Origin of the sequence: Wujia chipingensis (assembly GCF_014337155.1) — a bacterium.
GTDB classification, from domain to species: domain Bacteria; phylum Bacillota; class Clostridia; order Lachnospirales; family Lachnospiraceae; genus Coprococcus_C; species Coprococcus_C hominis.
The window spans coordinates 1,900,690-1,926,999 of record NZ_CP060632.1 but is presented as its reverse complement, the minus strand read 5'-3'; the positions used below and the strand labels follow the sequence as shown (position 1 = coordinate 1,926,999).

Genomic DNA, 26,310 nt, shown 5'->3' with positions numbered 1-26,310 from the left:
GAACGTTAGATAGAATGGAAAAGAGGGAAAACAATGTTCGATAAGAAAGTATTAGTTGCAGGAGCAGGAAAAAGTGGAATCTGTGCAAGTGAGCAGCTTCTTCGAAATGGAGAGCAGGTTGTGCTGTTTGATGAGAACCCGAAGGGTACACTCACAGAGGCAGTCATTCTTGAGAAGCTCGGGTTTGACAAGAAACCAGAGGCTTTGACGATCTGGCTTGGTGCGCTGACTGATGAACTGCTTGCAGATATTTCCTGTATGGTTATCAGTCCGGGTATCCCGGTCGATGCACCATTTGCGCTCAAGGTAAAAGAAGCAGGTATTCCAGTGTGGAGTGAAATCGAGCTTGCATATACTTACGAGAAGGGTACAGTAGCCGCCATCACAGGTACGAACGGAAAGACGACAACGACTACATTGGTTGGCGAGATCATGAAAGCCTACAACGACAAAACATTTGTCGTAGGAAATATCGGAATCCCATACACAAGTCTGTCTGATCAGAGCAGTGCGGATTCGGTGACGGTTGCAGAGATCAGTAGCTTCCAGTTGGAGACAATTCATACATTCCGCCCACATGTGAGCGCGATACTCAATATTACACCGGATCATCTGAACCGGCATTATACATTTGAAAACTATGCGAACTGCAAGCTGGATATTACGAAGAACCAGACGAAGGAAGATTATGCAGTGATGAATTACGATGATCCGGAGACGGTGAAGCGTATTGATAAGGTTCCGGCAACGGTGATTTTGTTCAGCCATAAAAAGGAACTGGAGTCCGGTGTGATCGTCAAAGATGGTGCGGTTGTGATCCGGGAGAATGGCAAAGAGACTTATGTGATGCCGCTTTCTGAGTTCCAGCTGCTGGGAGATCACAATATAGAGAATCTTTTGGCTGCGGTTGCAATATCTTATTATATGGGAGCAGATATTGCCACGATCCGTAAGGTCTGCGGCGCATTTAAGGGTGTGGCACACCGGATCGAATATGTGCGCACATTAAATGATGTGAATTATTATAATGATTCCAAAGGAACAAATCCGGATGCAGCGATCAAGGCAATCCAGTCGATGGTGCGTCCGACGTATCTGATCGGTGGCGGTTATGATAAGAAGTCAACTTACGATGAGTGGATAGAGAGCTTTGACGGCAAGGTAAAATGTCTGCTTCTGATCGGACAGACAGCACAGGATATTGCAGACTGTGCAAGAAAGCATGGATTTGAAAACATTGAAATGATGGATGACTTGAAACAGGTTGTGGAGTATTGTCATACACATGCACAGCCGGGCGATGCGGTGCTTCTTTCGCCGGCATGCGCAAGCTGGGGGATGTTTGACAATTATGAGCAGCGTGGAGATATGTTCAAGGAATATGTAAATGCGCTTTCATAAGGAAAGCGGAAATGGAAAGAAAAGACAGGAGTGTCTGAGCTATGGCATATGGCAGAAGAAAATTGAAAAAGAATAAAGTATTCGCAACCGGCGGATACATTGATTATCAGACGATTTTCTTGGTTGTCGTTTTGCTGGCGTTTGGTGTCATGATGGTGTATAGCGCGAGTGCATACCGGGCGACACTTTCCGGGCTTTCCAGCGGATATTTTGCGATGCGTCAGGGTATGATCGGGTTGGCAGGAATCGTCGTAATGATGTTGATATCCTGTTTTAATTATCAGTTTTATAAGCGTCCGGTGATGCAGCGGCTGATCGTGACAGCGATGATTGTCTGTGCCGGTATCGCACTGGTGCTTGGTGTATCCTCCAATGGTTCACAGCGTTGGATCGAGGTCGGTGGTATTCAGTTACAGCCATCCGAGATTGTAAAGCTGCTGATTATCCTGTATCTGCCGAGTGTTTGTGTGAAGCATCCGAAATACCTGACCTCTTATCAGGGAATCATCCGGCTGATCGCACCGTGTATTGTCAGTGCGGGTCTGATCGCGAAAGAGAACTTAAGTACCGCGGTTGTCTGTGTGGCAATCATGGTCGTCATTATATTTGTGGCATGTCCGGATTATAAAATTCTGGTTATGCCGGTCGTTGCACTGGTGATTGCCGGTGTACTGCTTATCACAACCGTTGGTTATCGTGGTGATCGAATCGATGCATGGCTGCACCCGGAGACGAGTGATTCCGGATACCAGACGATGCAGTCTCTGTATGCAATCGGTTCCGGTGGATTGTTTGGAAAGGGCTTGGGACAGAGTATCCAGAAGCTTGGATTTTTGCCGGAGTCGCACAACGATATGATCTTTGCGATTATCTGTGAAGAGCTTGGACTGTTCGGCGCGCTTTGTGTTATTGCATTGTTTGTCATGCTGATCGTACAGCTTCGCTATATTGCGAACCATGCCAGAGACCGGTATGGTGCATTGGTTGTAACCGGTGTAATGACACATATTGCAGTGCAGATGATCATCAACATCGGTGTTGTTACCAATGTCATCCCGAATACAGGTGTCCCACTTCCATTTATCAGTTATGGTGGTACATCGCTGGCGTTCCTGATGGTAGAGATGGGATTCGTGTTAAGCGTGTCGAGACAGATGCTTCCATACGAGGCACCAACGAAAGAAGAGCTGCAGATGCAGCGGTAAATCAGAGCGGTACATAGAAACAAAAGGAGAATCGTTTTGAAGAAACATTGGATTGTATTGTTTATACTTGTAGTGATACTTGGAACGCTTGCGTATCTTTCGACATGGACAGTTGATAAGGTGCAGGTGGAAGGCTGTGAGATTGTAAATACACAGTCGGTCAGTGATGCGATGAAGGAAGAAGCACCGCTGGACAACACATTGCTGTTGTATATCAAAAGTAAAATGAACAAACTGAAAGATCTGTCTTTTGTAAGCAAGATGGATCTGGAACTAACAGATAAAAACACGGTAACCGTGACAGTTTACGAAAAATCCATAGCCGGCTGTGTGTTATACAAGGGCGACTATGTGTATTTTGATAAAGATGGTATAGTATTGGATTCGTCGAAGAGACGTGTCGGAAGTGCACCGCTGATCAAAGGTCTGACCTTTACCGAGTGGAGCATCGGCAAGAAACTGCCGAGTGACGACGACAAGAAATTCCAGACAATACTGACTATCACGCAGTTGGTGGAAAAATACGATCTGGAGATTGACGGTATCAAGTTCACCGCTGAAAATGAAATTGTCCTTCAACACGGAGGCATTACAATCGAATTGGGAGAGGGGGAATATCTGGCGGTTCAGATGATGAATCTGGGCAACATACTGAAAAATCTGGAAGGTATGTCCGGAACATTGTATATGAAAGACTTTGATTCGGAAAATGCAACTGCGAGCTTTAGCAAAAATTAAGTGAATTTTACGTAAACCTATTGATTATTTCAACAAAAACCTATATTATATAGGATAATAATGCGCAAATAGAATAAAGGAGGAAAAGACCTTGCTTGAAATAAAATCGAATGACGAGAAAACCCCTGCAAGAATCCTTGTGATTGGTGTAGGTGGAGCTGGTAACAATGCAGTAAACAGAATGATTGATGAGAATGTGGAAGGTGTCGAGTTGATCGCCATCAACACAGACAAGCAGATCTTATCACAGAATCGTGCAACAACAAAGATTCAGATTGGTGAGAAGCTGACAAAGGGACTCGGTGCAGGTGCAAAGCCTGAGATCGGAGCAAATGCAGTAGAAGAGAACAGAGAAGAGATTACCGATATCATGAAGGATGCCAATATGGTATTCGTTACCTGTGGTATGGGTGGTGGTACTGGTACAGGTGCTGCTCCAGTCGTAGCAGAGATTGCAAGAAATCTTGGAATCCTGACTGTCGGCGTTGTAACAAAGCCATTCTCTTTCGAGGGTAAGCCTCGTATGAACAATGCCATCAACGGTATTGCAAAGTTAAAAGAAAACGTAGATACTCTGATTGTCATTCCAAACGACAAGCTGTTACAGATCTGCGATAAGCGTACAAGTATCCCAGAAGCTTTGAAGAAGGCAGATGAGGTATTGCAGCAGGGTGTACAGGGTGTCACAGACCTGATCAACAAGCCGGGTCTGATCAACCTTGACTTTGCAGATATCCAGACAGTCATGCGTGACAAGGGTGTCGCTCATATCGGTATCGGACGTGCCAGTGGTGATAACAAGGCAGTGGATGCAATCAAGTCTGCTATGGACAGCCCATTGCTGGAGACAACCGTCAGTGGTGCAAGCGATATCATTGTAAACTTCTCAGGAAATATTGGTATTGTGGAAGCATACGATGCAATCACATACCTGACAGAAGTCGCTGGTGACGGCGCAAATATCATATTTGGTACTGTAGATAATGATGTGATGGGTGAGGATGTATGTATCACAATCATCGCAACAGGTATTGAGGACAATGCGGCAACACAGCCGGTTATGCAGAATCCAGCAAAGCCTTCTGCTGTAAAGCCGACAGTAGCACCAGTTGGTAAAACTCCTACATATGCGAGCCAGCCAATTACAAGTGTAAAGCCAATGGGAACCGCTACAAAGCCATCTTTCATGTCCACTCCAGCAGCGAAGCCATCGGTAAGTGCTGACATTTCAAGTGCAGCAAAGCCAGCTCCTGCAAAGAGAGAGACAGGCAATGGCGGCGGAATCAAGATTCCAGATTTCCTCAAGCGTGGATAAGTAAGCAGGAACTAAAGGGACTGTTGTATTGTATGTGCAACAGTCCTTTTTCTTATAGTATAGAGGGGAGGACTTATGGGAGACAGAGAAGAAAAAACGGTGTTGTTTGACGAGTCGATGCTGCAGCAATACCAGAAAAATACGACAGGAAAAAGCTCGCTTGTCATTGTAGATGGTAGTGGCATACAGGAATACGACCTGAGCAAATTTGTAGATGGCGCATACACTTTCGGTCGGAATGAAAACAACAGTATCCGGTTAAATTCCAGCATTGTCTCAGGTAATCATGGCGAGCTCTATTTGCAGGAAGGCAGATGCTATATCCGCGACAATCACAGCTCGAACGGTTCTTATCTTGCCTATGGTACGCAGTTTATCCAGATGGCACCCGATCAGTATTATGGCGGCGATGGCAGAGATATGATCGTGCGTCTTGGAACGAACCATTCGATGGATGGCATTGATCCGGTACTCTTGTTGTACAACGGACAGCAGAAGGAAGGCCGCTGGAAGACATATTCCCTGCATGACGGCGACAACAGTATTGGTCGTGCAGCAGACTGTGATATCCGGTTGAAAAACGTTGCGATTTCCAGATACCATGCAGGTGTCCGTAAAGTAAAAAATCAATTTTATGTGTTTGACAATGGTTCAACAAATGGTGTGTTTGTAAATGGAAGCCGGATTGTGAAGCCATATTGTCTGTCAAACAAAGATATCTTTACCATCCTGAATACAACATTTATCTATGATGGAAATGTCCTATATTACAAGGTGAACCCGGAAGGTATTGCATTAGAGGTACACGACTTAAACAAGGAAGTGCCAGCGAAGGGTGGCAAAAAAACGATTCTGGATAAAGTCAGCCTGAGTATCGGGGCAAATGAATTTGTTGCAATCATCGGTGGTTCCGGCGCTGGAAAGACAACTCTGATGACTGCGATGAGTGGCTTTGATTCCAAGGTGACCGGGCATGTATATTGCAATGGCACAGATCTGCATGAGAATTTCCAGACGCTCAAAAATATCATTGGATTTGTACCACAGCAGGATATCATCTATGAGAATATCACGCTTAAGAAGATGCTTTATTATACGGCGAAAATGAAGATGCCGCAGGATACAAGCAATCAGGAAATTGAGGAGCGGATCGAAGAAGTGCTTCGTATGGTAGAACTTTCGGAGCATAAGGATACTTATATCCGCCGTTTGTCCGGTGGACAGAAAAAGCGTGCCAGCATTGCGGTAGAGCTTCTGGCGAATCCGGGACTTTTCTTCTTGGACGAGCCGACATCCGGACTTGATCCGGGAACAGAAGAACATCTGATGCGGACATTATCCAAGCTGTCAAAAGAGCAGGAAAAGACGATTGTCATGGTAACCCATACGATCAACAACCTTGACCTGTGTGATAAAGTTATCATCATGGGATATGGCGGACGGCTTTGTTATTGTGGAAGTCCGGCAGGAATTAAAGATTTCTTCCATACAGACAATCTCGTAAAGGTCTATGATATTATCACGGCTGATTCAAAGGGCTGGGAGACGCAGTTTAAGATGTCCGGTATCAATGCGGTAAGCGGACAGGTGCGTGAGTCAAACGGAGAGGCAATCAAACCGAGAACGGTGAGTGGATTTGCACAGTTAGGCATTCTGGTACGAAGATATACGACCCTGATCATGAATGATGTACAGCGATTGGCGCTGATCTTCGGACAGCCGTTGATCATTGGATTGCTGTTAACGTTGGTTGCACGTTCCGGTATTTATGAGTTGTTCACGGAGACACAGTCGATCTTATTTACGTTGATGAGTGGCGGTATCTGGATGGGACTTCTTAACACGATTCAGGAGGTCAACAAGGAACGTGTCATTCTGAAACGAGAATATATGGGTAATCTGAAGCTTCCAATCTACATGCTGTCGAAATATATTGTGCAGGGTGTGATATCCCTGATTCAGGCAGTGATACTTGTTTTGACATTCGTGTTGATCAAGGGTGCACCGGACTGTAAGGGTGTGATCTTCTCCAATGCGACAGTGGAAATAATCGTATTGATCTTCCTTACGATCTATGCAGCGGCAGGTATGGGATTGCTGCTTTCTTCTATTACGAAGAGTGCGGACCGGGCAATGGCGATTGCACCGTTTGTGTTGATCGTGCAGTTGATCTTCTCCGGTATCCTGTTTGAGTTAAATGGTGTGACAGACAAGCTTTCGTATCTGACGTATTCCCGTTGGGCGATGGAATCCATCGGAAGCACCTGTGACCTGAATTCGCTAGATCCACCTGGGCAGGAAGAGAGTGAACAGGTTGAGGAACAGTTTGACGATCTGGTTGCCACCTGTAACGATGCGATTGCAGAGATGCAGGAAGCCTACGATGAAAAGATCAATGAATTGCAGGATGCAGTAGAAACCTATTCTGCACTTGCAAACAATCCGCAGACCTTCGAGGAATACACATCGGAGCCGCAGACGATTGAGGCAGAGTATGAACCGGCCGAGACGGAAGAGAACAAGATGTATGTACGTTCCAAGGCAAGAACGGTTCGTTCATGGCTGATATTGTACGGTTCCACATTCCTGTGCGCAGGAGTAAGTGTATTAGTTTTAAGAAAATTAAAAGATGAACAGAGATAGGGAAATTCTACTTCCTATATAATTTACTAAAAACAAAATCGGCATTATCATTCTACGCAGACGCGCTCTCGCTCGGTTCAGCACGCAGCGGTACTAAATTCGCGTTGCACGCTCATTAAGTGCCGGCGTGCTTCAACGGTCTGCTTTAGAAAAGATAATGCCGATTTCGTTTATTAAGATTATAGAAGGGAAGTAGAATTTCCCATGACGTTTATGACTTTACGCATATTCTGCTGTGTCGCGAGTTCGAACAAATGAGAGAGAGAGTCGTCCGAATCACTTTCAGAGCTTAGGCTTGTACTTCCGAGTACGGAGATGATATCAACCATGTTTGCGTAGTGGCTGGTGAGTAACTGGTACTCTGCGTAGGATAGAACTTTCTGCAGGCTGTCCGTGTCCGTTGTATCTACATTCTGTAAGGATGACAGAATCGTAGAGATCGGATTCCCATAGGAGGAAAGCAGGCTGCCTGCACTGAAATCGGAAGCGGATGTTCCGTTTAATGCGGAAAGACCACTCTGCATGGATGTATTTGAATACGTGCTTTGGTTCGTTGTGAGTGTGGAAATGGCAGAGATGATCTCTTTGATCTCTGCGAGGATTTCCGCATTTTTTTTTGCTGTTTCGGAAGAAACAGTTGCTTCATTTGAAGTATTGAAATTTTCGCTTGTAGCCGTTCCGGTATTGGAAGAGGTATTTGCAGAAGGATTTACTGTGACTGTATTTGCAGGAACCGATACACCGGTCTGCATCAGACTCGTGACCTTGGCAACGTAATTTTGTGTCTCAGTAAATGGTGGTACACCGCCATATTTTTTCACATTGCCACATCCGGCATTATAGCCTGCGATTGCAAGCGATTGGTTTCCCTGAAACATATTCAGAAGATCCTTCAACACGGCTGCACCGCCCATGATATTCTGGTAGGCATCGTAAGGATCGGATACGCCATACGCGCTTGCCGTGCTTGGCATGAGCTGCATGATCCCCATGGCTCCGGAAGAGGAGGTCGCATTTGCCTGAAAACCAGATTCTGTATAGGCGATTGCCTTTAAGAGTCGTTCGGATACGCCGTATTTGTCAGCGGCTTCCTTGAAGATGGAATCAAGGTTCGTTGTGACAGATGCCTGATTTAATTTATCTGTTTCCGTGCGAAGCATACCATCAAAATTTGCTGTTGTTTCCGATACGGACTGCGTATGATTCGGCGTTGCAACGGCACTGCTGTCGTTCACATAGCCGACACCTTCGATAAATACCATGATTCCTTCCTCCCTTCGTTTCCTTGATAGATACTTCAAAGGTATCTTAGTTCTGGAAAATTGTCAAGAAAATTCACGTATTATGTTGAAATATTCTCCCAGGTATATAAAGTATAGCGGCTGCACAGGAACCAAGAAAGATAGCTGTACTGAGTGTAGTAAAATGCCATATCTTGTCAAAACAAATCATACACAGACATTCTAGAATAATTGTAATATAGGAATTCATACGAGCTCGTGTAGAATTCATGTTTGTCTGGCATATAGGTTTTCCGATTGCAATTCCTGCGAGAATGATACCATATATGGATAGTTTAATATATAAGCCGGGAAGAATGGGTAGTGTCAGCAACCATAAGAAAAACAGTCCATAAATGGTGCTGTATAGCAGACAGCGTATATGGGATTTTGCATGGAAACCTCCGATATGATTTCGTAAAAACAAGAATGAAATTAAAAAGTAAACCATACCCAAAATGCGATGCGTAAAACAGGAATATATCAGAAAAAAGAAGAAAGGAATGCAGAGATTTAGCAAACATTCAATACCATAAGATACTACTGCAATATCATCTGTTGTTACAGTATCTTCGCTGGATAGAGATATTAATTTTTGGGCTAGTCGATGAGCGAAAGTTTCAATCATATTGGTTCCTCCTATGTTCAGGATATATCATAGCACGAGGAAAAGAAAAAAATGCATTAAAAAATATAAGGAGTGTCGTTCGCACCCATCAGGATGTCGTTCGCACCACGAGGAGTTGAAATTTTTGATTTGTGTGTTATGTTGGAAAAACAGAGGGACTCGAGTAATAAAATCTGTGAACTACAAAGGAAGGGGGATAATGCTATGGCAGAAAGAGAACAAACATCAAGGGTGGCAGATCTGCTGCGGAAATCAGTAGAAGCAGTAGCAGAGAAAAAAGCAAATGCAAATTGCTTTGGCTTTATGTATGAGCCAAAGAGACCAGCAAAATTTATTTTAACTGGAATGGAGCATATAATAATCTGACAAAACTCATGATAACTCCTTATGGATCGTATGGAACAGATGATTCATTAAAACCGGCGGGAAATGAGTATGGAGCTACGAGAGAGTGTGTTGTAAATAGAACAGGAAAATATGCTGTTACAAATGGCGTATATGAACGAGGATATAGGTATGCATCTTTGGGAGTGAAATCACAAAGTGGCAATGGTACAGCAAAAGGTGTATGGAGTCCAGATTGTGCGGGAAGCTATACGATTTTGAATTAAGGAGAGAGGGACAATATGAAAAAGAAGGTGATGTTCTTTTTGTGTGGAGTTATTTGCTTTTCCGTGATTATTGGCATGATAGGCTTTGTAAAAAATAAAAGATCTATTGGAAATGGGCAAGTAACGACAGAAGAAGTATCATCGTCCGTGGCAGCAGAAACTGCCACGGATATGGCTGCATCGGCATCAGATAAAGATGAAGAACAGCAATTTTTTGAGCAGGCAGTAGAAAATAAGGAGAAAGTAGAACAGGATGGTTCCGTATTTTCCAAAGGAAGCTATCAGATATATAATGGATTTGGATTTACTGTCACGTATTTCCACGTATACGATACATATGAAGCGTTTGTAGAGAGTGAGCATTATAATTCGGACTACGTTGAGACAGATCCTAAGGATTCCAAATGGATAACAGAAGAGTTTGATAATGGAGCGAACTTTGTATATGCGGAGATTGAAGTAACAAACGAGGATCGGTATGAGAAGGAATTTTTGCCAACTATGTGTGAGATTGTGTGTACACAGGATGATTATATCGCATATGTAGACGGAAAGAGTTTCTATGGGTATGCGTATAACGATTTCTATATGTCAAAAAGAGACGGCTGGGAAGAAATACAGGGTGCGGAGATCGAAAAACTTGCCAGATATTATCAGATTCGACCAGGAGAGACGGTAACGATAGCTATTGGAGGAACCAGTTATGTTGAATGTTATACAGAAGGGGATGGGAATGGCGAAGATCCATATGAATTCATAGGAGAGAAATCCGTGGATGAGGTTTTCACTTCTCCGAAATATTATCTGGAAATAGCTGGGAATATGCCATCTTCTGGAGATCAGGCATGGCAGGAAAAAAATATCCGTGATGCGTTGACACACATTTATATAGAGTGCCAATAACTATGAAGGAGAAGCATATGTCATGAAAAGAAAAAAGGTCTTGATTTTAATTGGTATCCTGCTTGCGGTAACTGGACTGGGCCTGCGTATCTGGTATGTGAACACCCATACATATTCACCAGAAATAAGGGAGGTTCCGCAGGGACAGACAGCGGAATATTGTGGACTTTCGTATACAATCGTAAATGCCGAGATGTGGAACAGCTCAGATTTCTATACACAGCATCCAGAGCTTACCGATTATCAGAATCCGAACATACCTGCAGATGAGATGAAACTATTGGTTGTTGAATATCAGATTGGAAAAGTACAGGAAGCAAACAAACTGGATCTTTATATTCCGATTCAATATGTGCATTTGTTTAACGGACCAGATCCATTTATGACGCAGGATATGAATCCGTCTCTTTCGGATGGGAACTTCCAGTCGGGTGATACAGTCGTGATTCCGTATGAAATCTATAAGGCAAATTTATCGGAAGCGCAATGGAAGGATGTGGAGAATGGAAAGATGGAGTATGAGACTGTACTCGGAACGTATCCGGTCAAGACGGAAATGAAGATTCAGGATATCCGGTATGAAGGAGGAAAGGGACAGTGAAAGAAGTTATTACAACAGAGATGAAAAAAGCATTCCGTTCCAAAGGATTTCTCGTAGCAGCATTGTCCGGCGTTCTGCTCGCAGTCATACAGACAATCTGGGCGTATCAGAATATTTATCAGGTAAATATGAAAGAAAGGAATCATATTCTTGGATTACCTGTGACCGATGAACATTACGGTTCATGGTTTCAGACCTATATCATGCAGGGGTGGATCGGATGTGAATATTACTCATCTTTTAATCAGTTCCTGTTTTTGGCGCTGCCTCTTTTTGCAGTATTACCATACAGTATTTCCCTGTTTTCGGAATGGAAATCCGGATATGCAATGCAGATGCTTGTCCGGCGGGGAAGAAAGCAGTATATCATAAGCAAAGCGGCAGCAATTTTTATAAGTGGGGGCTGTGCGGCTGCCTTGCCGCTGTTGGTAAGTCTGTTACTTTCCGCCTGTTACCTTCCAGCGATTGGAATTGATCCTATTTCCATGCAGAATGTCGTGGGTAATTCCATGATGTGGAGTGCGCTTTTCTTTGAAAAGCCAGTGCTATATGCCATCAGCTATACAGGAATTGTATTTTTATATGGGGGAATCTATGCAGAAATTCCACTTCTGTGTGTCGGATGGATGGAAAACAGATTTGGTACATTGATATTTCCCATGTTACTTCACTGTATGCTGTTTTATGGTGTGTATAATTTGTTCCCGGAGTTTGCAGCTTACAATCCGGCTATGTTTGTAAATCCGAGCCAGCTGGTTTTTGGGATAACATTTCGTGGGATTGTGAGTGTAACAGTTGCGATTCTGGCAGTGGAAGGATTACTGTTATGGCTTTCAAACCGTCGGCGGGATTTTCTATAATGTCCGGTGATATCTGTCAAGAGAGGAGTGTGCAGGGAAAATGGAGATAAAGTTAGAACATGTGACAAAGAAGATAAAGGGAGTTCCGGTATTGCAGGATGTGACAAAGACATTTACCGGGGGCTGTATCTATGGTTTAAGTGGCAAGAATGGCTGTGGGAAAACGATGCTGATGCGGACGATGGCAGGACTGATCTATCCGACCAGCGGAGCTGTGAAGATCAATGGAAAGACACTCGGAAAGGATATTTCTTTTCCGCCAAGTATGGGACTTCTGATTGAGAATCCTGCGTTTCTGCGAGGATATACCGGCTTGGAGAATCTGGAGATACTGGCGAAGGTGCAGGGCGGTGTGCCGCAGGACGAAATCCGGGCAACCCTGGAACAGGTGGGGCTTGATCCCGACGACAAACGGAAGTATTACAAGTATTCGCTTGGTATGCGTCAGCGGCTTGGAATTGCAGCTGCAATTATGGGAAAGCCGGATATTATCCTGCTGGATGAACCGATCAATGCGATCGATGCGGAAGGTGTCAGTGTGATCCGGGATGCCATCCGGGCGTTGATGGATGACGAACGGATTATTATCATTGCCTGTCACGACAAAGAGGAAATGGAGTATATGGCGGATACGGTTTTGCATATGTCAGAGGGACGGTTGGAGGAGGAAGCATGATATGAGATTATTGCACTTCTTGGAATATGATATCAGTGAGGGACTGATCCGGTTTTGGAGAAGGTATCTGTGGCTTATCGTGCTTGTCTTTATTACGTGTCTTTTGCTCGACCGGGCAAGTGGAGATTATCTGGGAATGTATGGCGAAAGCTGGTCACCGCTTGGCTATATGGTCAATGAGTTTTGGGGACAGAGACCATTTCATTTTAACCAGAATACACCGGATCAGTTCAGACTTCCGCTGGCGTGGGTTCTGCAGTATATTCTGCTTGCATACTGTATTGGAAATTATGTGGAAGAGGATATGCATGGCTTTGGTATGCAGCTTATGCTAAAGAGCCGGAGCCGTGTGCTGTGGTGGAGCTCGAAATGTATCTGCTGTGTCTGCATCAACCTGTTTTATTTCCTGCTGCTCTATGGCATGACATACGGATATGCGTGGATTTCGACTGGGAATATGTCGATGTCTGGTCAGCAGATTGCGCTATCTCTTTACTATGGAGAGGAGGTAGCGAATACGTCGATGCCAGAGCTTATTCGGATGGCGGTGCTCCTTCCTGTGCTGGCAGGTATCGTGCAGTCGATGATACAGCTTCTGTTATCCCTCTATATGAATAGTGCAGCGGTAATGAGTGTGATTACATTTATTCTGGTGCTGTCAGCGTATTATGGAAATCGATTTTTGGTGCATGGATATGCGATGGCGTGCCGGTATTATTCTGACAGTCTGTATCCGCAGGATGAGGTGCTTACAACCGCGTTTGGGATTCCATATCTCATTTGCCTGATTGTGGGATTGGTCGGATGTGGATATGGAATCATACGAAAGCGAAATATTATTTGGTGAAAGAACTTTATTTTTGCATGAATCTTGACATATGGGCACGAACAGACGGAAGATAGCTTCTGCCAACTGACTGCCATGTATTATTGGAGAGGTGAAGGTTATTTTTTATCAGAGATTGAACGTGCAATATATTTACAATACAAGATTTGTGACAACGAACAAAGTTTGATGAAAGCTTATTCATTATTTCATCTAATGATATACGTTCGATGTATATGTTGTCTGTTGTTACAATTAATGTATTGTTTTTTTCTTTTGATATGCTGATGATGTTTGTATATGGAATCCTTATATAAGTCTGGTCGTTTTGATAGTAATAGTAATCATCGCTATGTAGTTGCAGGTATGCATCCATACAGGGGGTGAGAACTTCCAGTGTAATCGGTTTCAGAAGATAATTGAAGGCACGTACAGAATAACCATCAAAGACGTATTCCTGAAAATTAGTCAGGAATATGATATCGCCAGAGTATTGAAGTTCTCGAAGCTTTTTGCAGATTATGATTCCGTTTTCACTGCTGTATGTATTTGGCAGCTTTATTTCTATGTCAGCAAAAAGTAAATCAAAAGATTGAGCGTGATACATGCGAATCAGGGAACTTTCATTTTGCACCCAGACAATTTCGAATGTGTGATGGTATAAATCTGCATATTGTTCTAGTGCATGTTTTGTCTGCATAAATTCTGATGGTGTATCTTCCAATATTATAATTTGTAAATGCATGTTAGTGTTCCTCCGTTGGTAGTTGTATTATAACCTCAAATTTATCATTGGATGGGTTTAGTGTGACAAAACCATTTGCTCGTTCTACAATCTCCTTGATTCGTTTCAAACCGATTCCATGATTTATAATATTTGTCTGCTTGCTGGTTTTTAGCTTGCCATTTTTATCTATGACATAATCACCGATACAACTATTTTCCATGTAAATAGACATCATACAGTTAAAGGGTTTTATCTGGAAATCAATATATCGTTTATCAGGTTCTTTTATTTTCATACAGGCTTCGATTGCATTGTCGAACAGATTGCCAATCAGCGTACATAATTGAATATCATCAATCAGGATGTCTTTTGGAAGAAAGATGCTATGTGTGGTTTTGATATGCTGTGCATGTGCATAGGAAAGTTTGTTTGTAACAATACAATCAATCGGAATATTTCCACTGGAAATAATACGATGTGTCTGATTTAATTTATCTGCGTATGTGTCGATATAGCTGCAGGCTTTCTCGTATTGCTTTTCGTGTAACATGGCTGAGATGACAGTCATATGATTTTGCATATCATGTTTGACTGAACGCAGCTCTTCTACAGAGGAAACAACCTGTTCGTATTGTTTAAGCTCCATTTGTTGTATAATATTTTCTTCCGATAAACGCTGGTTTTGTTCCTGCGTGGTTCCAAGTGTGTATACATAAAGAACAAAGGCAAAAAACAAAAATAATACCAGAAAGAAAATAACGGATAGAAACCGGTTGTTGTTGCCCTGATCTGGTGCATATCCAGTCAATTGCCGGATTAGAATTGCCTGAAGGATGGCAATACATAAGAGTGACAGCAGAATAAAGGCGAGTTTTTCACGAAAAGGCAGACGGAATGTCTGGTTGTTTATACAGAGCAGAATCAAAGTAAATAAGAATAATATCGAGATGTAAATTAAAGTAAAAGGAATTCGCAGCATACCATTTGGAAGGAGCGCTGACAGGTCAATATCCAAAAATGCAGTTGGAACAATCGTGGTCACAGCATCTGCAAGAATGGTTCCGATGGCATAGAGGACAGACCAAAAAAGTAATGTGATCGGCTTATTCTCAAAGAATAAAAAACCATATATAAAATGAATTCCAATAAAAAATAACAGAATAAAAATAGTCGAACATGAAAATTTTTTCAGAATAAGCAACAAGACTGCCTGTGAGAATAAACAAAGAATTTGGAGTGGATAAGAATAAGATAATTCTTTTTTTTCAAGTTTATTATTAAATAATAAAAATAATATAGCAACTTCCAATAAATTGATTACGAATTCCCACATAGAGATATCCCCCTTTGTTACTTTGATTCATAGTATACTACATAAAGTCGATTCCTGAAACCAGATATTGTATTTATACGGCATTTGGGGTAAAATGCCTATATACTTAGTCATTCGGGGGACGAAGAAATGAGATACATTGCAACTGGACAGGAAGTGTTCAGAATTGATGAATTTGCAACTAATGTAATAGGAATTCCACAGCTCGTACTGATGGAGCGTGCGGCACTCCGGATCGCGGAGCATGTCAAGGAACGATTCCCGGCAGGCGCGCATGTGCTGATCGTAGTCGAGAGTGGAAATAACGGCGGAGATGGAATTGCAGCCGGAAGAATCCTTATGATGGAAGGATACGATGTCGAGATTTACTGGGTAGACGGATTGAAGTCTGCCAGCACCGGTTTCGATGCGCAGTATGCAATCGCCAAGAAGCTGAATATGAAGTTTGTGGATGAGCTTGTGAACGCCGGATATGATGTGATTATCGACGGCATCTTCGGTGTTGGTCTGTCACGTGCTGTGATGGGCAGACAGGCAGAAGTAATTAAAGCATTAAATGATATGGATGGTTATAAGTTAGCTATCGATGTACCATCCGGAATTGATGCGACAACCGGGTTCCTGCTCGGTACGGCGTTCCATGCGGATGCGACTGTGACATTCGGGCTGATGAAGCTCGGACTTCTCATGGGTATGGGATATGAGTACGCAGGAGAGGTATCCGTGGTCGATATCGGATTCCCGAAGCAGGCGATTGATTTTGTAGAGCCACGGTTATACACCTATGATCCAAAGGATGTAGAGGAATTGCTCCCACATAGAAAAAGGGATTCCCACAAGGGAACTTATGGTAAGGTCGGAATCATCGCAGGCAGCAAAAATATGGCAGGAGCGGCACTGTTTTCCGCAGAGGCTGCTTACCGTATGGGCTGTGGGCTGGTGCGTGTGTGCACCGTAGAGGAGAATCGCGAGATTATCCAGTCGAGACTCCCGGAAGCATTGCTTACAACATACAAAGAAGATGATATCGACACGATGCGCAGTGCGATGAAGACGGTCATGGGCTGGGCAGATGTGCTTGTGTTAGGACCGGGACTTGGAACCGGGGAAGCAGCGCAGTATCTGGTTGACAAGGTACTTCGTAGCTTTGATGGCACGGTTGTCTTAGATGCCGATGGAATCAATGTGTTATCCGAGCATATGGATCTGTTTGAGACGATGCATTCGAAGCTCATTCTGACGCCACATTTGATGGAGATGTCAAGACTTACGAATCAGTCGGTGACGGATATTAAGGCGAATAAATACGATCTTGCAAGAGAGTTTGCCAAGCGCCATAATGTGGTCGTTGCATTAAAAGATGCGCGCACGGTGGTGTCCGATGGCGGACTTCAGGCATATATTAATATAACAGGTACAAATGGCATGGCAACAGGCGGATCTGGCGATGTGCTGACTGGAATTATTGCCGGACTTCTGGCACAGGGCATGGATCGGTTTGAGGCGACAAAGCTTGGTGTCTGCATGCATGGTATGGCAGGTCAGGCGGCCGCAGAAGAAAAGGGACAGTACAGCATGATCGCCGGAGATATTGTACGAAGCATCGAGCAGATTATTGCGAAGGAAGCAGAAGAATAGGATACACCGTTTGATAATATAGTTCTAATTGATTGCATACACAGAAGAATTGTTGGAAATACTTGTAATAGTTTGAACAACAATAGGAGTGTGAAGGCATTGATTATCAGACGTGGAGATATTTATTATGCAGACCTGCGCCCGGTCGTAGGATCTGAACAGGGCGGCGTTCGTCCGGTACTTATTATTCAAAATGAAGCGGGAAACAAATACAGTTCCACTGTGATCATTGCGGCGATCACGTCGCAGATGCACAAGGCGAAGCTTCCAACGCATGTAGAACTTGATTCAAGGTATTGCGATATTGCCAAAGATTCTGTTATACTGTTAGAACAGGTGCGCACGATCGACAAACAGAGACTGAAAGAAAAAGTCTGTCATCTGGACAATACGATCATCCGCCGCGTGAACGAGGCGCTGCGCATCAGCTTAGAATTATAAAAGGAGAAATAACAACTATGTCACAAAGCGGACCCAGTGGTTTTCGAAAGTTTTTTTCGAAGAAGGTGGACGAAGACAAAGTAGAAGAAGAGATTCTTTCCATGGTCGAGGAAGGGCATGAACAGGGCTTGATCGAAGAAGGCGAGATGGAGCTTATCAACAACATCTTTGAGTTCGGAGACAAAGAAGCGAAGGATATCATGACACCACGGCAGAAGATTGTTGCTGTGGAGAACACCCAGACCGTGGAGCAGGCATTGCAGCTTGCAGTAGAAAATAATTTTTCCAGATACCCGGTTTATGAGGAGGATCTGGATAATATCATCGGACTTGTACATATCAAAGATCTGATTGCGGTCTATATGAAGGATCCGAAAACACCGGTTGCGGGAATGGTTGACAAAGCAATTGTCACACATCCGACGAAGGATGTATCCGAGCTTTTGCAGCGGATGCAGCGGGAGAAGATCCATATGGCAGTCGTGGTGGACGAATATGGTCAAACGGAAGGCATTGTCACGATGGAGGACATCTTAGAAGAGATCGTCGGAAATATATTGGATGAGCACGATGAGGAACAGCCGGAAGAGATCCAGAAGCAGTCGGAGGACGAATATCTGGTTGACGGCGGAGCAACGTTAGAAGATCTGGAGGATTTACTTGGAATCGAATTCCCGGATGAGGATTTTGAGACGGTAAACGGTTTCCTGCTCTATGAGCATGGACGGTTGCCAGAAGAGGGTGAATCCTTTAAGATAGAATATCAGGGGTATGAATTTATCCCGGTAAAAATAGAAGATAACAGGATTATTACTGTTAAAATCACGAAACTAAAGGAAGAGGAGTAACAAACAATGTCAGGACATTCAAAATTTGCGAACATTAAGCACAAGAAAGAGAAAAACGACGCTGCAAAGGGAAAAGTATTTACGATCATTGGTCGTGAGATCGCAGTTGCCGTAAAGGAAGGCGGACCAGATCCAGCGAACAATAGCAAGTTGCGTGATGTCATTGCAAAGGCAAAAGCAAATAACATGCCAAACGACACGATTGATCGTGGTATCAAGAAGGCAGCCGGTGATGCAAATTCCGTAAACTATGTAACAATTACATATGAAGGCTATGGCCCAAGTGGAACAGCAATTATCGTAAATGCGCTTACCGATAACAAGAACCGTACAGCATCCAATGTAAGAAATGCATTCACAAAGGGTGGCGGAAATGTCGGAACGACTGGTTGTGTATCTTATATGTTTGATGAGAAGGGACAGATTATCATCGCGAAAGAGGACTGCGATATGGACGCAGATGATCTGATGATGATTGCACTTGACGCAGGTGCAGAAGACTTCAACGAGGAAGAGGACAGCTTCGAAATCTTAACTGCTCCGGATGAGTTCACAGCCGTTCGTGAGGCCCTTGAGAAAGAGAATATCCCGATGGCTGAGGCAGACGTTACAATGATTCCACAGAACTACGTAGAGCTTACATCTGAGGATGACATCAAGAAGATGAACCGCATCCTTGACATGCTCGATGAGGATGACGACGTCCAGGACGTGTATCATAACTGGGATGAGTAAAAAAATGCGGCTTGCCAGCATTTTTTTACGAAGACCTTTCTTACCAGCGTAAGCTGGTAAGAGGGATGAGAGTAATCCGTTTTTACCAGCGTAAGCTGGTAAGAGGGATGAGTAGGTAAAGGAGTAACATGCCACTTTTATTTATATTCTTTATTTGGTATGGAATGTATGGCAGAAACAACCCGAAGATATATAGTAAACTGCACGACAAATTTGGTTTGATCGTCTTTTTGCTATTTATGATCAGTAGTCTGTCAAGTTTTAGTTCTGGTTTTGGCATATTGTTGATGGTTTCGTTAATCATAGCTGTAGTCGGTGCTCCGATCTGGCTTATTGCATGGTTGATTGCAAAATCATCCAAGGGAAAAGCCAGACAGAAGCAGAATGACTATGATTATTATAAGCAGCATTACAATCAGGCATCAACAGCGAGTACCGGAACCACGGTAACGGGACTTACAAGAGCAGTACCAAAGCGAAGAAAGATTATTCAGAAATTTAATCAGAAATATGATCTGTATCTGACCGATGAGGAGATTGACCGGATCGTCGATGCATCGTATATGTCAAACTGCTGGGAGCGGGAGATTTTAGACATGGATCAAAAGTATGATACCGTCTCACAGTGGTATCGTGGAGATTCGGCGTGGTTAAGAGCGTATCTGCATGCGTTTCCAGTGCAGAATGTCACATCGGACTTTGAGAGTCAGAGAAGCATCTGCCTCGATACGTTCTATCAGGTGTTCTCGGAGATTGATCCGGGAAAATACGAGAGTGTGGAGAGTTGTGTCAGAGAGATCAACCATCGGTTTATGACGAACTTCGATGATATTACGTTTTCAGTTGCACATCGTTTTTTAGCAGACAATGGATATAAGTTTGAACTGCCACATTTCGATGTGCGTGGAGTGAAGTCTGATATCGACCGGTTGAAAGATAAATACGATCAGGAGACTGCCAGCAGTGGCAGCCGGAGTGGATATGAAAAAATGCGCCAGCGTTAAGCTGACGCATTTTTTGTAATGAGTTATTTACTGAATTTGTACCAGACTTGAGCAATGTCTGTTTCCCTGCATATCTTCGAAGATGAACATACCATAATATTCTTCTCCGGCAAGCAATGCATCCCGTATCGGCGTGAAGCCTTCGGAGATTGGGAACGAGCTGTAATTGATCGTCAGGTCTGCCCAGTCTGCATCGTTGAAGTTTGTCAGGTCTTCATTTGAGGTGAAGCGGTGAGAGAAATATCCGAACGCGACATTCTGGTAGTCGTTGATATCGATCTCGTAACGCTCTGGGAAGATCTCATTTCCTTCAGTGTTGATATAATTGTCAATCGGATAAGCTCCCAGAATCTGACCTTCCGGATGTTCGTTGGATACCTCTAAGACGAAATAGGCATACATACTGTCATCGCCTTCAATATCGTCATTGTAGAGGATACTGGAGATCAGATAGCGGGTGTATGTATCTGTCTTTTCCTGTACGGTATACATCAGTTCGTAGTTCTCTTTTGTTGTATCATTTTGCATGTAGGTAATCTGTCCGTCGAAGCCAGCCGTCAGTTTTCCGGTTCCATCGTTTGAGATGGCAGAGCTTAATGCAACCAGATCATACATGCCGTCCTTTTCCTGATCCTTCTTGGCAATTACAAAATATGCATTCTGTAAAGCAGAAGATTGTTCAGCATTTAATGTAACCGAGAATGTGGAATCATCGTTCATCGTTGGAACGAGATCTTCTGGATTCCATGTTACTGCAAATGCGTTGGTGTCGGTCAGCATACCAGCGAACCGAGAAATGTAGCTTGTATAATTTTCTGCAAAATCAAAGGTTGTGTACATCGGTATCAACGAAGAAACATATTGCTTCGTGTAATACGGATGATAGATTGATACGCCGTTGATCTTTGACTCATTAGCATCGGAATATACGATCATTTTGTTCAATGCGTCCGAGAGGGCACCGGATTCTGCCGGATAGATGGATTTCATATGTAATGCATAATCGCCAAGATCGATGACATCATAGGAACCTTCTGTATAAGAGTAGGCTGCTGCAATTTCTTTTGAATTCTTACGCATAGAAGAAAACTGCGGGTAGGTGCTTTCGTTGAAATCTTTATTGACAGAAGCAAACAAATCATTTAATGCCATCTCACATGTTTCGACCTGACTCAGATCCAATACAGATAAGCAGATTGTCGCATAGGAAAATGGCATGCTGTTCATGTAATCTGTTGTATCCTGCATGTAGCTGTCCACGATTTTCTGTCCGATGTCTTTGCCGCTTTGGAGTGTCTCGATGTCGGCAAGGAAGGAGTAGGACCATCCGCTGCCCGGCTCGGATTCCTGAGAGGCAACCATGTAATTAGCATAAGGACTTAACGTGTGCGCAGTCTCGATGTTCGCCATCAGACAGGCGTCAAATCCGATAAACTCCAGCTTGTTTCCATCGTGGAATGGAGAGTCTGCAAACGCCTGATCAAGCTCATCCAAGGTCAGACTGTCATTGGTTGTCTCGTCAAATCCATATCCGAAGAACGCGCCGCCACCGTGATTCCATAAGATCAGGTCGTATTGTTCTGCCGGATAGTTCGTGTAACCGTAATTTAAGAATTCGGTTAGGTTTGACGGATCGCCCATGTTGGAAGCATCCTTGGAAGTAAGCTCTGTCAACGATCCATTCTCAATCTTCAAAATAGAGTTGGCGTCCTCTGGGATGTCACGGTTATGCCAGTTGGAACAGCCGCCAGTGTAGATCAAGACATTCATTTTTGATTCATCATAGCCGGAATCAAGCATTTCTTCGATATCCGTGGAAGCTGCCTGATACTGGCTTTCCAGATCGGAACCAACCATATAGATCATAACGGTTTTTGTGCCCGCTTCCGCCTGTTGTGGATGCTCGGTCACGGAAGCTTCCGTTGTAGGAGACATGGTAGAATGTTCCGTTGTTGTATGGGAATCGTCGTTTGTCAGATCCTTGATTGGACGTTTGGTTACGATCAGTGCAATTCCGATTGCCAGAACAACAACACATCCGCCAATGCCGGCAAAGAGCGGCCATTTTTTCTTTTTTTTCGGTGCTGGTGTTGGTGGAACGGAACCTTGTGGCTGCTGGTATGGCATCTGCTGATTGTACACCTGCTGCCCGTTGTAAGGCGATTGCTGGTTGTACATCTGCTGCCCGTTGTAAGGTTGTTGATTGTACATTTGTTGCCCGCTGTACATCTGCTGCCCGTTGTAAGGTTGTTGATTGTACATCTGTTGCCCGCTGTATGGCTGTTGGTATGGCATCTGCTGCCCATTGTAGGATGGTTGCTGTCCATATGATGGGTCCTGCCATCCGCAGACCGGACAGATGCCGTATTGATTTAATGCATGTCCGCATGCTTTACAATTCATAGGAAACCTCCCAAAATATGATAAATCAACTATATCATAGATTGCTTAAAACGTGTAAAAAAATTTCCATTTTTCAAAGATTATGCTAGAATAAATCTATATATGGAATATACGCAGAAATAAGTTAGAAATACATAGAAAACAGGAGGAATTATGGAAGTTACAGAGGTGCAGAAAATAACACAGAATGTGATCGCAGAAGCATCGAAGGTTGTGATTGCCGGAGAAGCGGTTGTTGAGAAGCTGTTAGTCGCGCTGCTTGCCGGCGGACATGTGCTGTTAGAGGATCGTCCGGGAAGTGGAAAGACGACGCTTGCCAAGACATTTGCACGATTGCTGGATGTGGAGCAGAAACGTGTGCAGTTTACACCGGATCTGATGCCGAGCGATATCACGGGATTGAATGTGTACAGTCAGAAGGATGGGGAGTTTCATCTGGTAAAGGGACCGGTATTTACAAATGTTCTGCTTGCCGATGAGATCAACCGTGCGACACCACGTACACAGGCAAGTTTGCTCGAAGCGATGGAGGAAAAGCAGGTGACGATCGATGGAGAGACATTGCCGCTTGCGGAGCCTTTTTTGGTAGTTGCAACGGAGAACCCGATCGAGACAACCGGAACCTATCCACTTCCGGAAGCACAAGTGGATCGTTTCATGATGAAGCTTTCAATGGGACAGCTGGATACGCAGGCGAAGCTGCACGTGATGGAGACTTTTATGGGGGAACATCCGCTTCTTTCTCTGAAACCGGTCTGCACGGCGGAGCAGATTGCACAGATGCGAGAAGCTGCAAGAACGGTAACTGTACATCCGTGTATCCGGGAGTACATCGTCCAGATTGTTGAGGAAACCGGAAAAAATCAGGGCGTCATGACAGAGGTCAGTACACGTGCGATGTTGGCGCTTGTCCGTGCGTCACAATGCTATGCGGCAATGCAGGGAAGAACATATGTGATACCAGATGATGTGAAGCTGCTTGCACCATGCGTGCTGGCACATCGACTTCTGACGTATGGAAGTACAAAGGATAACAACGAACGGATGCAGGAGATCATAGCAACGGTTGAAGTGCCAGTGGAGGATTGGAAGCAGTGAATCTGATTGTTGCACTTGTGATTGCGAGTCTGGTTTATATTGTGCAGAAGCGTCTGTACGCGAAATGGTGGAACCGGAATCTCGATGTGACAATTTCATTTGAGGATACATGCGTGAGAGAAGGGGATGCAAGTGCCCTGACAGAGGTTATCTACAATGGGAAGTTTTTGCCTTTGCCTGTCTTTCATGTCAAATTCTCGACCGATCGTTCGTTTCGGTTTGCAGATACAGAAAATACAGTCGTGACCGACAGCTATTATCGAAACGATGTGTTCTCTGTGCTTGGCTACCGGAAGATCACGCGGCGGCTGCCGTTTCAGACTGGAAAGCGGGGACTGTATGGCATACCGAGTCTGAATATGACGGCGCGGGATTTCTTTATGACAACGAATTTCGCACATAGCCGGAAATCCGACGCATGGCTGTATGTGCTGCCGAAGCGGGTCGCATCCCCGGAGCTTTCGATGATCTGTTCCCATTTGCTCGGTGAGTTGGAGACGAGACGAAATCAGATGGAGGATCCGTATACGTTTCGTGGAATCCGGGAATACACCTATGGAGATACTTACGGGAAGATCAACTGGAAGGCAACTGCGAAAGCGTCAAAACTCATGGTAAATATGTATGGTTATACTTCGGAACAGCGCGTGCGGATTCTGCTCAATCTGGAGACGAATATCATGGTAAAGACGGAATATCTGCAGGAGATGAGTATCCGTATGGCGGGAACGATCGCTGAGTATTTTCTGCAACATAAGGTATCGGTGGAACTTGTATCAAATGGGATTGACTGCATGACTGGTGCGTGTGAGCGGGTGGAAGCCGGCATGTCGATGGAGCATGGTGAAACGATCGACAAATATCTGGCACGCATCAAAGAAAATGCAGGAATCGATGCATTTATGCAGATGGTAGATACCGAGATACAGCAGATGGAAGAGCCGATAACGTATGTGATTATTTCTCCTTATTACAAAGAAGATCTGCTTTTGAAGCTTGATTATATGCATAAAAAGCACCAGGAGCTGCACATGGTAGTTCCGTATTATGACATTCAGGATAAGACTGGATGGCGTGGCTATATGCAGGGCGTGGAGGTGAAGTGGAATGAAATCTAAACTGTTACAGGTCACGAAGCTTTTGCACCTTCTATATGAATGGCTTTGCTGCAGTCTGTGCTTTGCCTTTTTTGAAGTTGTGCTTTTGAAACAGGAGGTACATTACTTTCTGCTTCCAATCACGGGTGCAATGTTTGTGTATTCGTATATTCTGAGGGAGAAGGCACAGCATTATTTGTGGTTGTTTGTCGGGCATGTGGCGTTGCGGCTGCCGATGCTTTTGCTGCCGGTATCGATGGAGACTCAGTGGTTTTATTTCCTGATTCCTTGTTATCTGTTCTCGGCATCTGTAAAAAGCACATGGAAAAATAAAAGGAAGCAGATGGATGAACTTCCGTGGCCATCCTTTTTGCTGTGCCTGATCGTGTACCTTGTGAGTGGGCATCTCGGTGTGCAGGGACTTCGGATCTATGCTTATGTGACAGCATTGATTCTGCTTTTTCTGTATCTGGCGCTGGTGTACACGGATGGAATGGAAAATTATCTGGACGCGACCAGCCATGTATCGGGAATCCCGATCCGGCAGATACTGTCTGTAAATACGATCATGGTCGGTGCAATCATTCTCTGTCTGACGATTGGACTCGTGCTTGGCGAAGTGTTTGATTTCCGCAGAGTGATCGCGCTGATCGGGCAGGCGATACTGGCAGTGGTTCGTGTGATCGCGATGGTGATCGGACTTTTCTATCACTATATAAGTTTCTGGTTCCGTGGTGGAGAGGCAGAGACAAGTGAACACCAGCAGTTTGATGATGGCGATGTGCCGTCGGGTATTCGTTCCGTCGGACAGACACTGGAGCCGGTGCTCTATGTCGGATTGATCTGTCTGGGACTGTTTATCGCGTATAAAGTGCTGGTCCGGTTTGTCCGGTTCCTGATGGCAAGGCGTAATATCTCGACCGATCAGGTGGAACTGGTTGTAGTAAAAAAGAAGAAAGAGGAACAGCGGACGCATGCAGATGAAAAACGACGGTTTTTATCACGCAGACAGCGGGCAAGACGATGCTACAAGGACTGCATTGAACGCTATCGCTACGATATTGCACTGGAACAGTCGAAAACCGGGCGGGAGATTGAGACGGAATTAAATGAACAGTCGCTCGCGGATGTGACGGAGCTGACGCGCTGTTATGAGGACATCCGATATGGAGACGCGGAGGTAGACCGGGCATTGCTGCAGAAGATGCGCCGGTTATCCAGCCGGTAGAATCGGACGAGTTTTGACAGAATGTGGCATAAAATGGATTGAATAATCGGAGTGCTTATGCTAGAATTAAA

24 protein-coding genes are annotated in these 26,310 nt (G+C 44.2%); 19 read left to right on the top strand and 5 right to left on the bottom strand.

Annotation, left to right across the window (positions count from 1 at the left end):
• The first annotated feature begins 33 nt into the window (after positions 1–33).
• The 5 genes from murD to H9Q76_RS08970 all read left to right on the top strand — a co-directional run bounded on the left by murD (position 34) and on the right by H9Q76_RS08970 (position 7,302).
• Complete coding sequence (murD, locus tag H9Q76_RS08990; RefSeq protein ID WP_118734290.1) at positions 34–1,401, top strand: UDP-N-acetylmuramoyl-L-alanine--D-glutamate ligase; 1,368 nt, start codon at positions 34–36, stop codon at positions 1,399–1,401.
• Between the two features lie 41 nt (positions 1,402–1,442).
• Positions 1,443–2,606, top strand: a complete 1,164-nt coding sequence (locus H9Q76_RS08985; RefSeq protein ID WP_118670573.1) for an FtsW/RodA/SpoVE family cell cycle protein — start codon at positions 1,443–1,445, stop codon at positions 2,604–2,606.
• 36 nt (positions 2,607–2,642) lie between these two features.
• Positions 2,643–3,344, top strand: a complete 702-nt coding sequence (locus H9Q76_RS08980) for a cell division protein FtsQ/DivIB (RefSeq protein ID WP_021985278.1) — start codon at positions 2,643–2,645, stop codon at positions 3,342–3,344.
• A gap of 91 nt (positions 3,345–3,435) precedes the next feature.
• Positions 3,436–4,659, top strand: coding sequence for a cell division protein FtsZ (gene ftsZ / locus H9Q76_RS08975; protein ID WP_021985277.1), 1,224 nt, complete (start codon positions 3,436–3,438; stop codon positions 4,657–4,659).
• A gap of 75 nt (positions 4,660–4,734) precedes the next feature.
• Positions 4,735–7,302, top strand: coding sequence for an FHA domain-containing protein (locus H9Q76_RS08970; RefSeq protein ID WP_249320980.1), 2,568 nt, complete (start codon positions 4,735–4,737; stop codon positions 7,300–7,302).
• A gap of 179 nt (positions 7,303–7,481) precedes the next feature.
• Here H9Q76_RS08970 and H9Q76_RS13780 read toward each other — a convergent pair whose 3' ends face one another.
• Together H9Q76_RS13780 and H9Q76_RS13995 are read right to left on the bottom strand one after the other, a co-directional pair.
• The gene (locus tag H9Q76_RS13780) at positions 7,482–8,564 is read right to left on the bottom strand and encodes a lytic transglycosylase domain-containing protein (RefSeq protein ID WP_283243522.1); all 1,083 of its coding nucleotides are present in this window, start codon (positions 8,562–8,564) and stop codon (positions 7,482–7,484) included.
• Between the two features lie 73 nt (positions 8,565–8,637).
• Positions 8,638–9,210 (bottom strand): accessory gene regulator B family protein, encoded by a 573-nt coding sequence (locus tag H9Q76_RS13995; RefSeq protein WP_408646495.1) that lies wholly within the window; start codon positions 9,208–9,210, stop codon positions 8,638–8,640.
• A 204-nt stretch (positions 9,211–9,414) separates the two neighbouring features.
• Here H9Q76_RS13995 and H9Q76_RS08960 point away from each other — a divergent pair, with 204 nt between their 5' ends.
• The 6 genes from H9Q76_RS08960 to H9Q76_RS08935 all read left to right on the top strand — a co-directional run bounded on the left by H9Q76_RS08960 (position 9,415) and on the right by H9Q76_RS08935 (position 13,708).
• Complete coding sequence (locus tag H9Q76_RS08960; protein WP_249320979.1) at positions 9,415–9,576, top strand: cyclic lactone autoinducer peptide; 162 nt, start codon at positions 9,415–9,417, stop codon at positions 9,574–9,576.
• A 260-nt stretch (positions 9,577–9,836) separates the two neighbouring features.
• Positions 9,837–10,724: a hypothetical protein gene (locus H9Q76_RS08955; protein ID WP_249320978.1), complete on the top strand. Its 888-nt coding sequence runs from the start codon at positions 9,837–9,839 to the stop codon at positions 10,722–10,724.
• A gap of 22 nt (positions 10,725–10,746) precedes the next feature.
• Positions 10,747–11,325 (top strand): hypothetical protein, encoded by a 579-nt coding sequence (locus H9Q76_RS08950; RefSeq protein ID WP_249320977.1) that lies wholly within the window; start codon positions 10,747–10,749, stop codon positions 11,323–11,325.
• Complete coding sequence (locus H9Q76_RS08945; protein ID WP_249320976.1) at positions 11,322–12,185, top strand: hypothetical protein; 864 nt, start codon at positions 11,322–11,324, stop codon at positions 12,183–12,185. Before H9Q76_RS08950 ends, H9Q76_RS08945 begins: the two co-directional genes overlap by 4 nt.
• A gap of 40 nt (positions 12,186–12,225) precedes the next feature.
• On the top strand, positions 12,226–12,861 hold the full coding sequence (locus tag H9Q76_RS08940; protein ID WP_249320975.1) for an ATP-binding cassette domain-containing protein: 636 nt from the start codon (positions 12,226–12,228) through the stop codon (positions 12,859–12,861).
• Between the two features lies 1 nt (position 12,862).
• A complete protein-coding gene (locus tag H9Q76_RS08935; protein WP_249320974.1) occupies positions 12,863–13,708 on the top strand; it encodes a hypothetical protein in 846 nt (281 codons plus the stop codon).
• Positions 13,709–13,715: 7 nt separating this feature from the next.
• Here H9Q76_RS08935 and H9Q76_RS08930 read toward each other — a convergent pair whose 3' ends face one another.
• Both H9Q76_RS08930 and H9Q76_RS08925 read right to left on the bottom strand, forming a co-directional pair.
• Complete coding sequence (locus tag H9Q76_RS08930; RefSeq protein WP_249320973.1) at positions 13,716–14,432, bottom strand: LytR/AlgR family response regulator transcription factor; 717 nt, start codon at positions 14,430–14,432, stop codon at positions 13,716–13,718.
• Between the two features lies 1 nt (position 14,433).
• Positions 14,434–15,747 carry a sensor histidine kinase gene (locus H9Q76_RS08925; RefSeq protein WP_249320972.1) on the bottom strand — a complete coding sequence of 438 codons (1,314 nt, stop codon included), beginning with the start codon at positions 15,745–15,747 and terminating at the stop codon, positions 14,434–14,436.
• 129 nt (positions 15,748–15,876) lie between these two features.
• Here H9Q76_RS08925 and H9Q76_RS08920 point away from each other — a divergent pair, with 129 nt between their 5' ends.
• From H9Q76_RS08920 to H9Q76_RS08900, 5 genes are all read left to right on the top strand, one after another.
• A complete protein-coding gene (locus H9Q76_RS08920) occupies positions 15,877–17,385 on the top strand; it encodes an NAD(P)H-hydrate dehydratase (protein ID WP_249320971.1) in 1,509 nt (502 codons plus the stop codon).
• 99 nt (positions 17,386–17,484) lie between these two features.
• The gene (locus H9Q76_RS08915; protein WP_021985263.1) at positions 17,485–17,826 is read left to right on the top strand and encodes a type II toxin-antitoxin system PemK/MazF family toxin; all 342 of its coding nucleotides are present in this window, start codon (positions 17,485–17,487) and stop codon (positions 17,824–17,826) included.
• 17 nt (positions 17,827–17,843) lie between these two features.
• Positions 17,844–18,674, top strand: coding sequence for a hemolysin family protein (locus H9Q76_RS08910; RefSeq protein ID WP_021985262.1), 831 nt, complete (start codon positions 17,844–17,846; stop codon positions 18,672–18,674).
• Positions 18,675–18,680: 6 nt separating this feature from the next.
• The gene (locus H9Q76_RS08905; RefSeq protein ID WP_118544821.1) at positions 18,681–19,409 is read left to right on the top strand and encodes a YebC/PmpR family DNA-binding transcriptional regulator; all 729 of its coding nucleotides are present in this window, start codon (positions 18,681–18,683) and stop codon (positions 19,407–19,409) included.
• A gap of 128 nt (positions 19,410–19,537) precedes the next feature.
• Positions 19,538–20,413: a hypothetical protein gene (locus tag H9Q76_RS08900; RefSeq protein WP_249320970.1), complete on the top strand. Its 876-nt coding sequence runs from the start codon at positions 19,538–19,540 to the stop codon at positions 20,411–20,413.
• 27 nt (positions 20,414–20,440) lie between these two features.
• Here the strand turns inward: H9Q76_RS08900 and H9Q76_RS08895 are convergent, their stop codons facing one another.
• The gene (locus H9Q76_RS08895; RefSeq protein WP_249320969.1) at positions 20,441–22,816 is read right to left on the bottom strand and encodes a clostripain-related cysteine peptidase; all 2,376 of its coding nucleotides are present in this window, start codon (positions 22,814–22,816) and stop codon (positions 20,441–20,443) included.
• 153 nt (positions 22,817–22,969) lie between these two features.
• On the opposite strand from H9Q76_RS08895, the gene H9Q76_RS08890 reads away from it, so the two are divergent.
• From H9Q76_RS08890 to H9Q76_RS08880, 3 genes are read left to right on the top strand one after another with little or no spacing between them, the layout of a single operon-like run.
• A complete protein-coding gene (locus H9Q76_RS08890) occupies positions 22,970–23,914 on the top strand; it encodes an AAA family ATPase (protein WP_249320968.1) in 945 nt (314 codons plus the stop codon).
• Entirely contained in the window at positions 23,911–25,032 is a 1,122-nt protein-coding gene (locus tag H9Q76_RS08885; RefSeq protein ID WP_249320967.1) for a DUF58 domain-containing protein, read from the top strand. Before H9Q76_RS08890 ends, H9Q76_RS08885 begins: the two co-directional genes overlap by 4 nt.
• On the top strand, positions 25,022–26,239 hold the full coding sequence (locus tag H9Q76_RS08880) for a DUF4129 domain-containing protein (protein WP_249320966.1): 1,218 nt from the start codon (positions 25,022–25,024) through the stop codon (positions 26,237–26,239). The genes H9Q76_RS08885 and H9Q76_RS08880 overlap by 11 nt, the downstream gene beginning before the upstream one ends.
• The last annotated feature ends 71 nt before the right edge of the window (positions 26,240–26,310 follow it).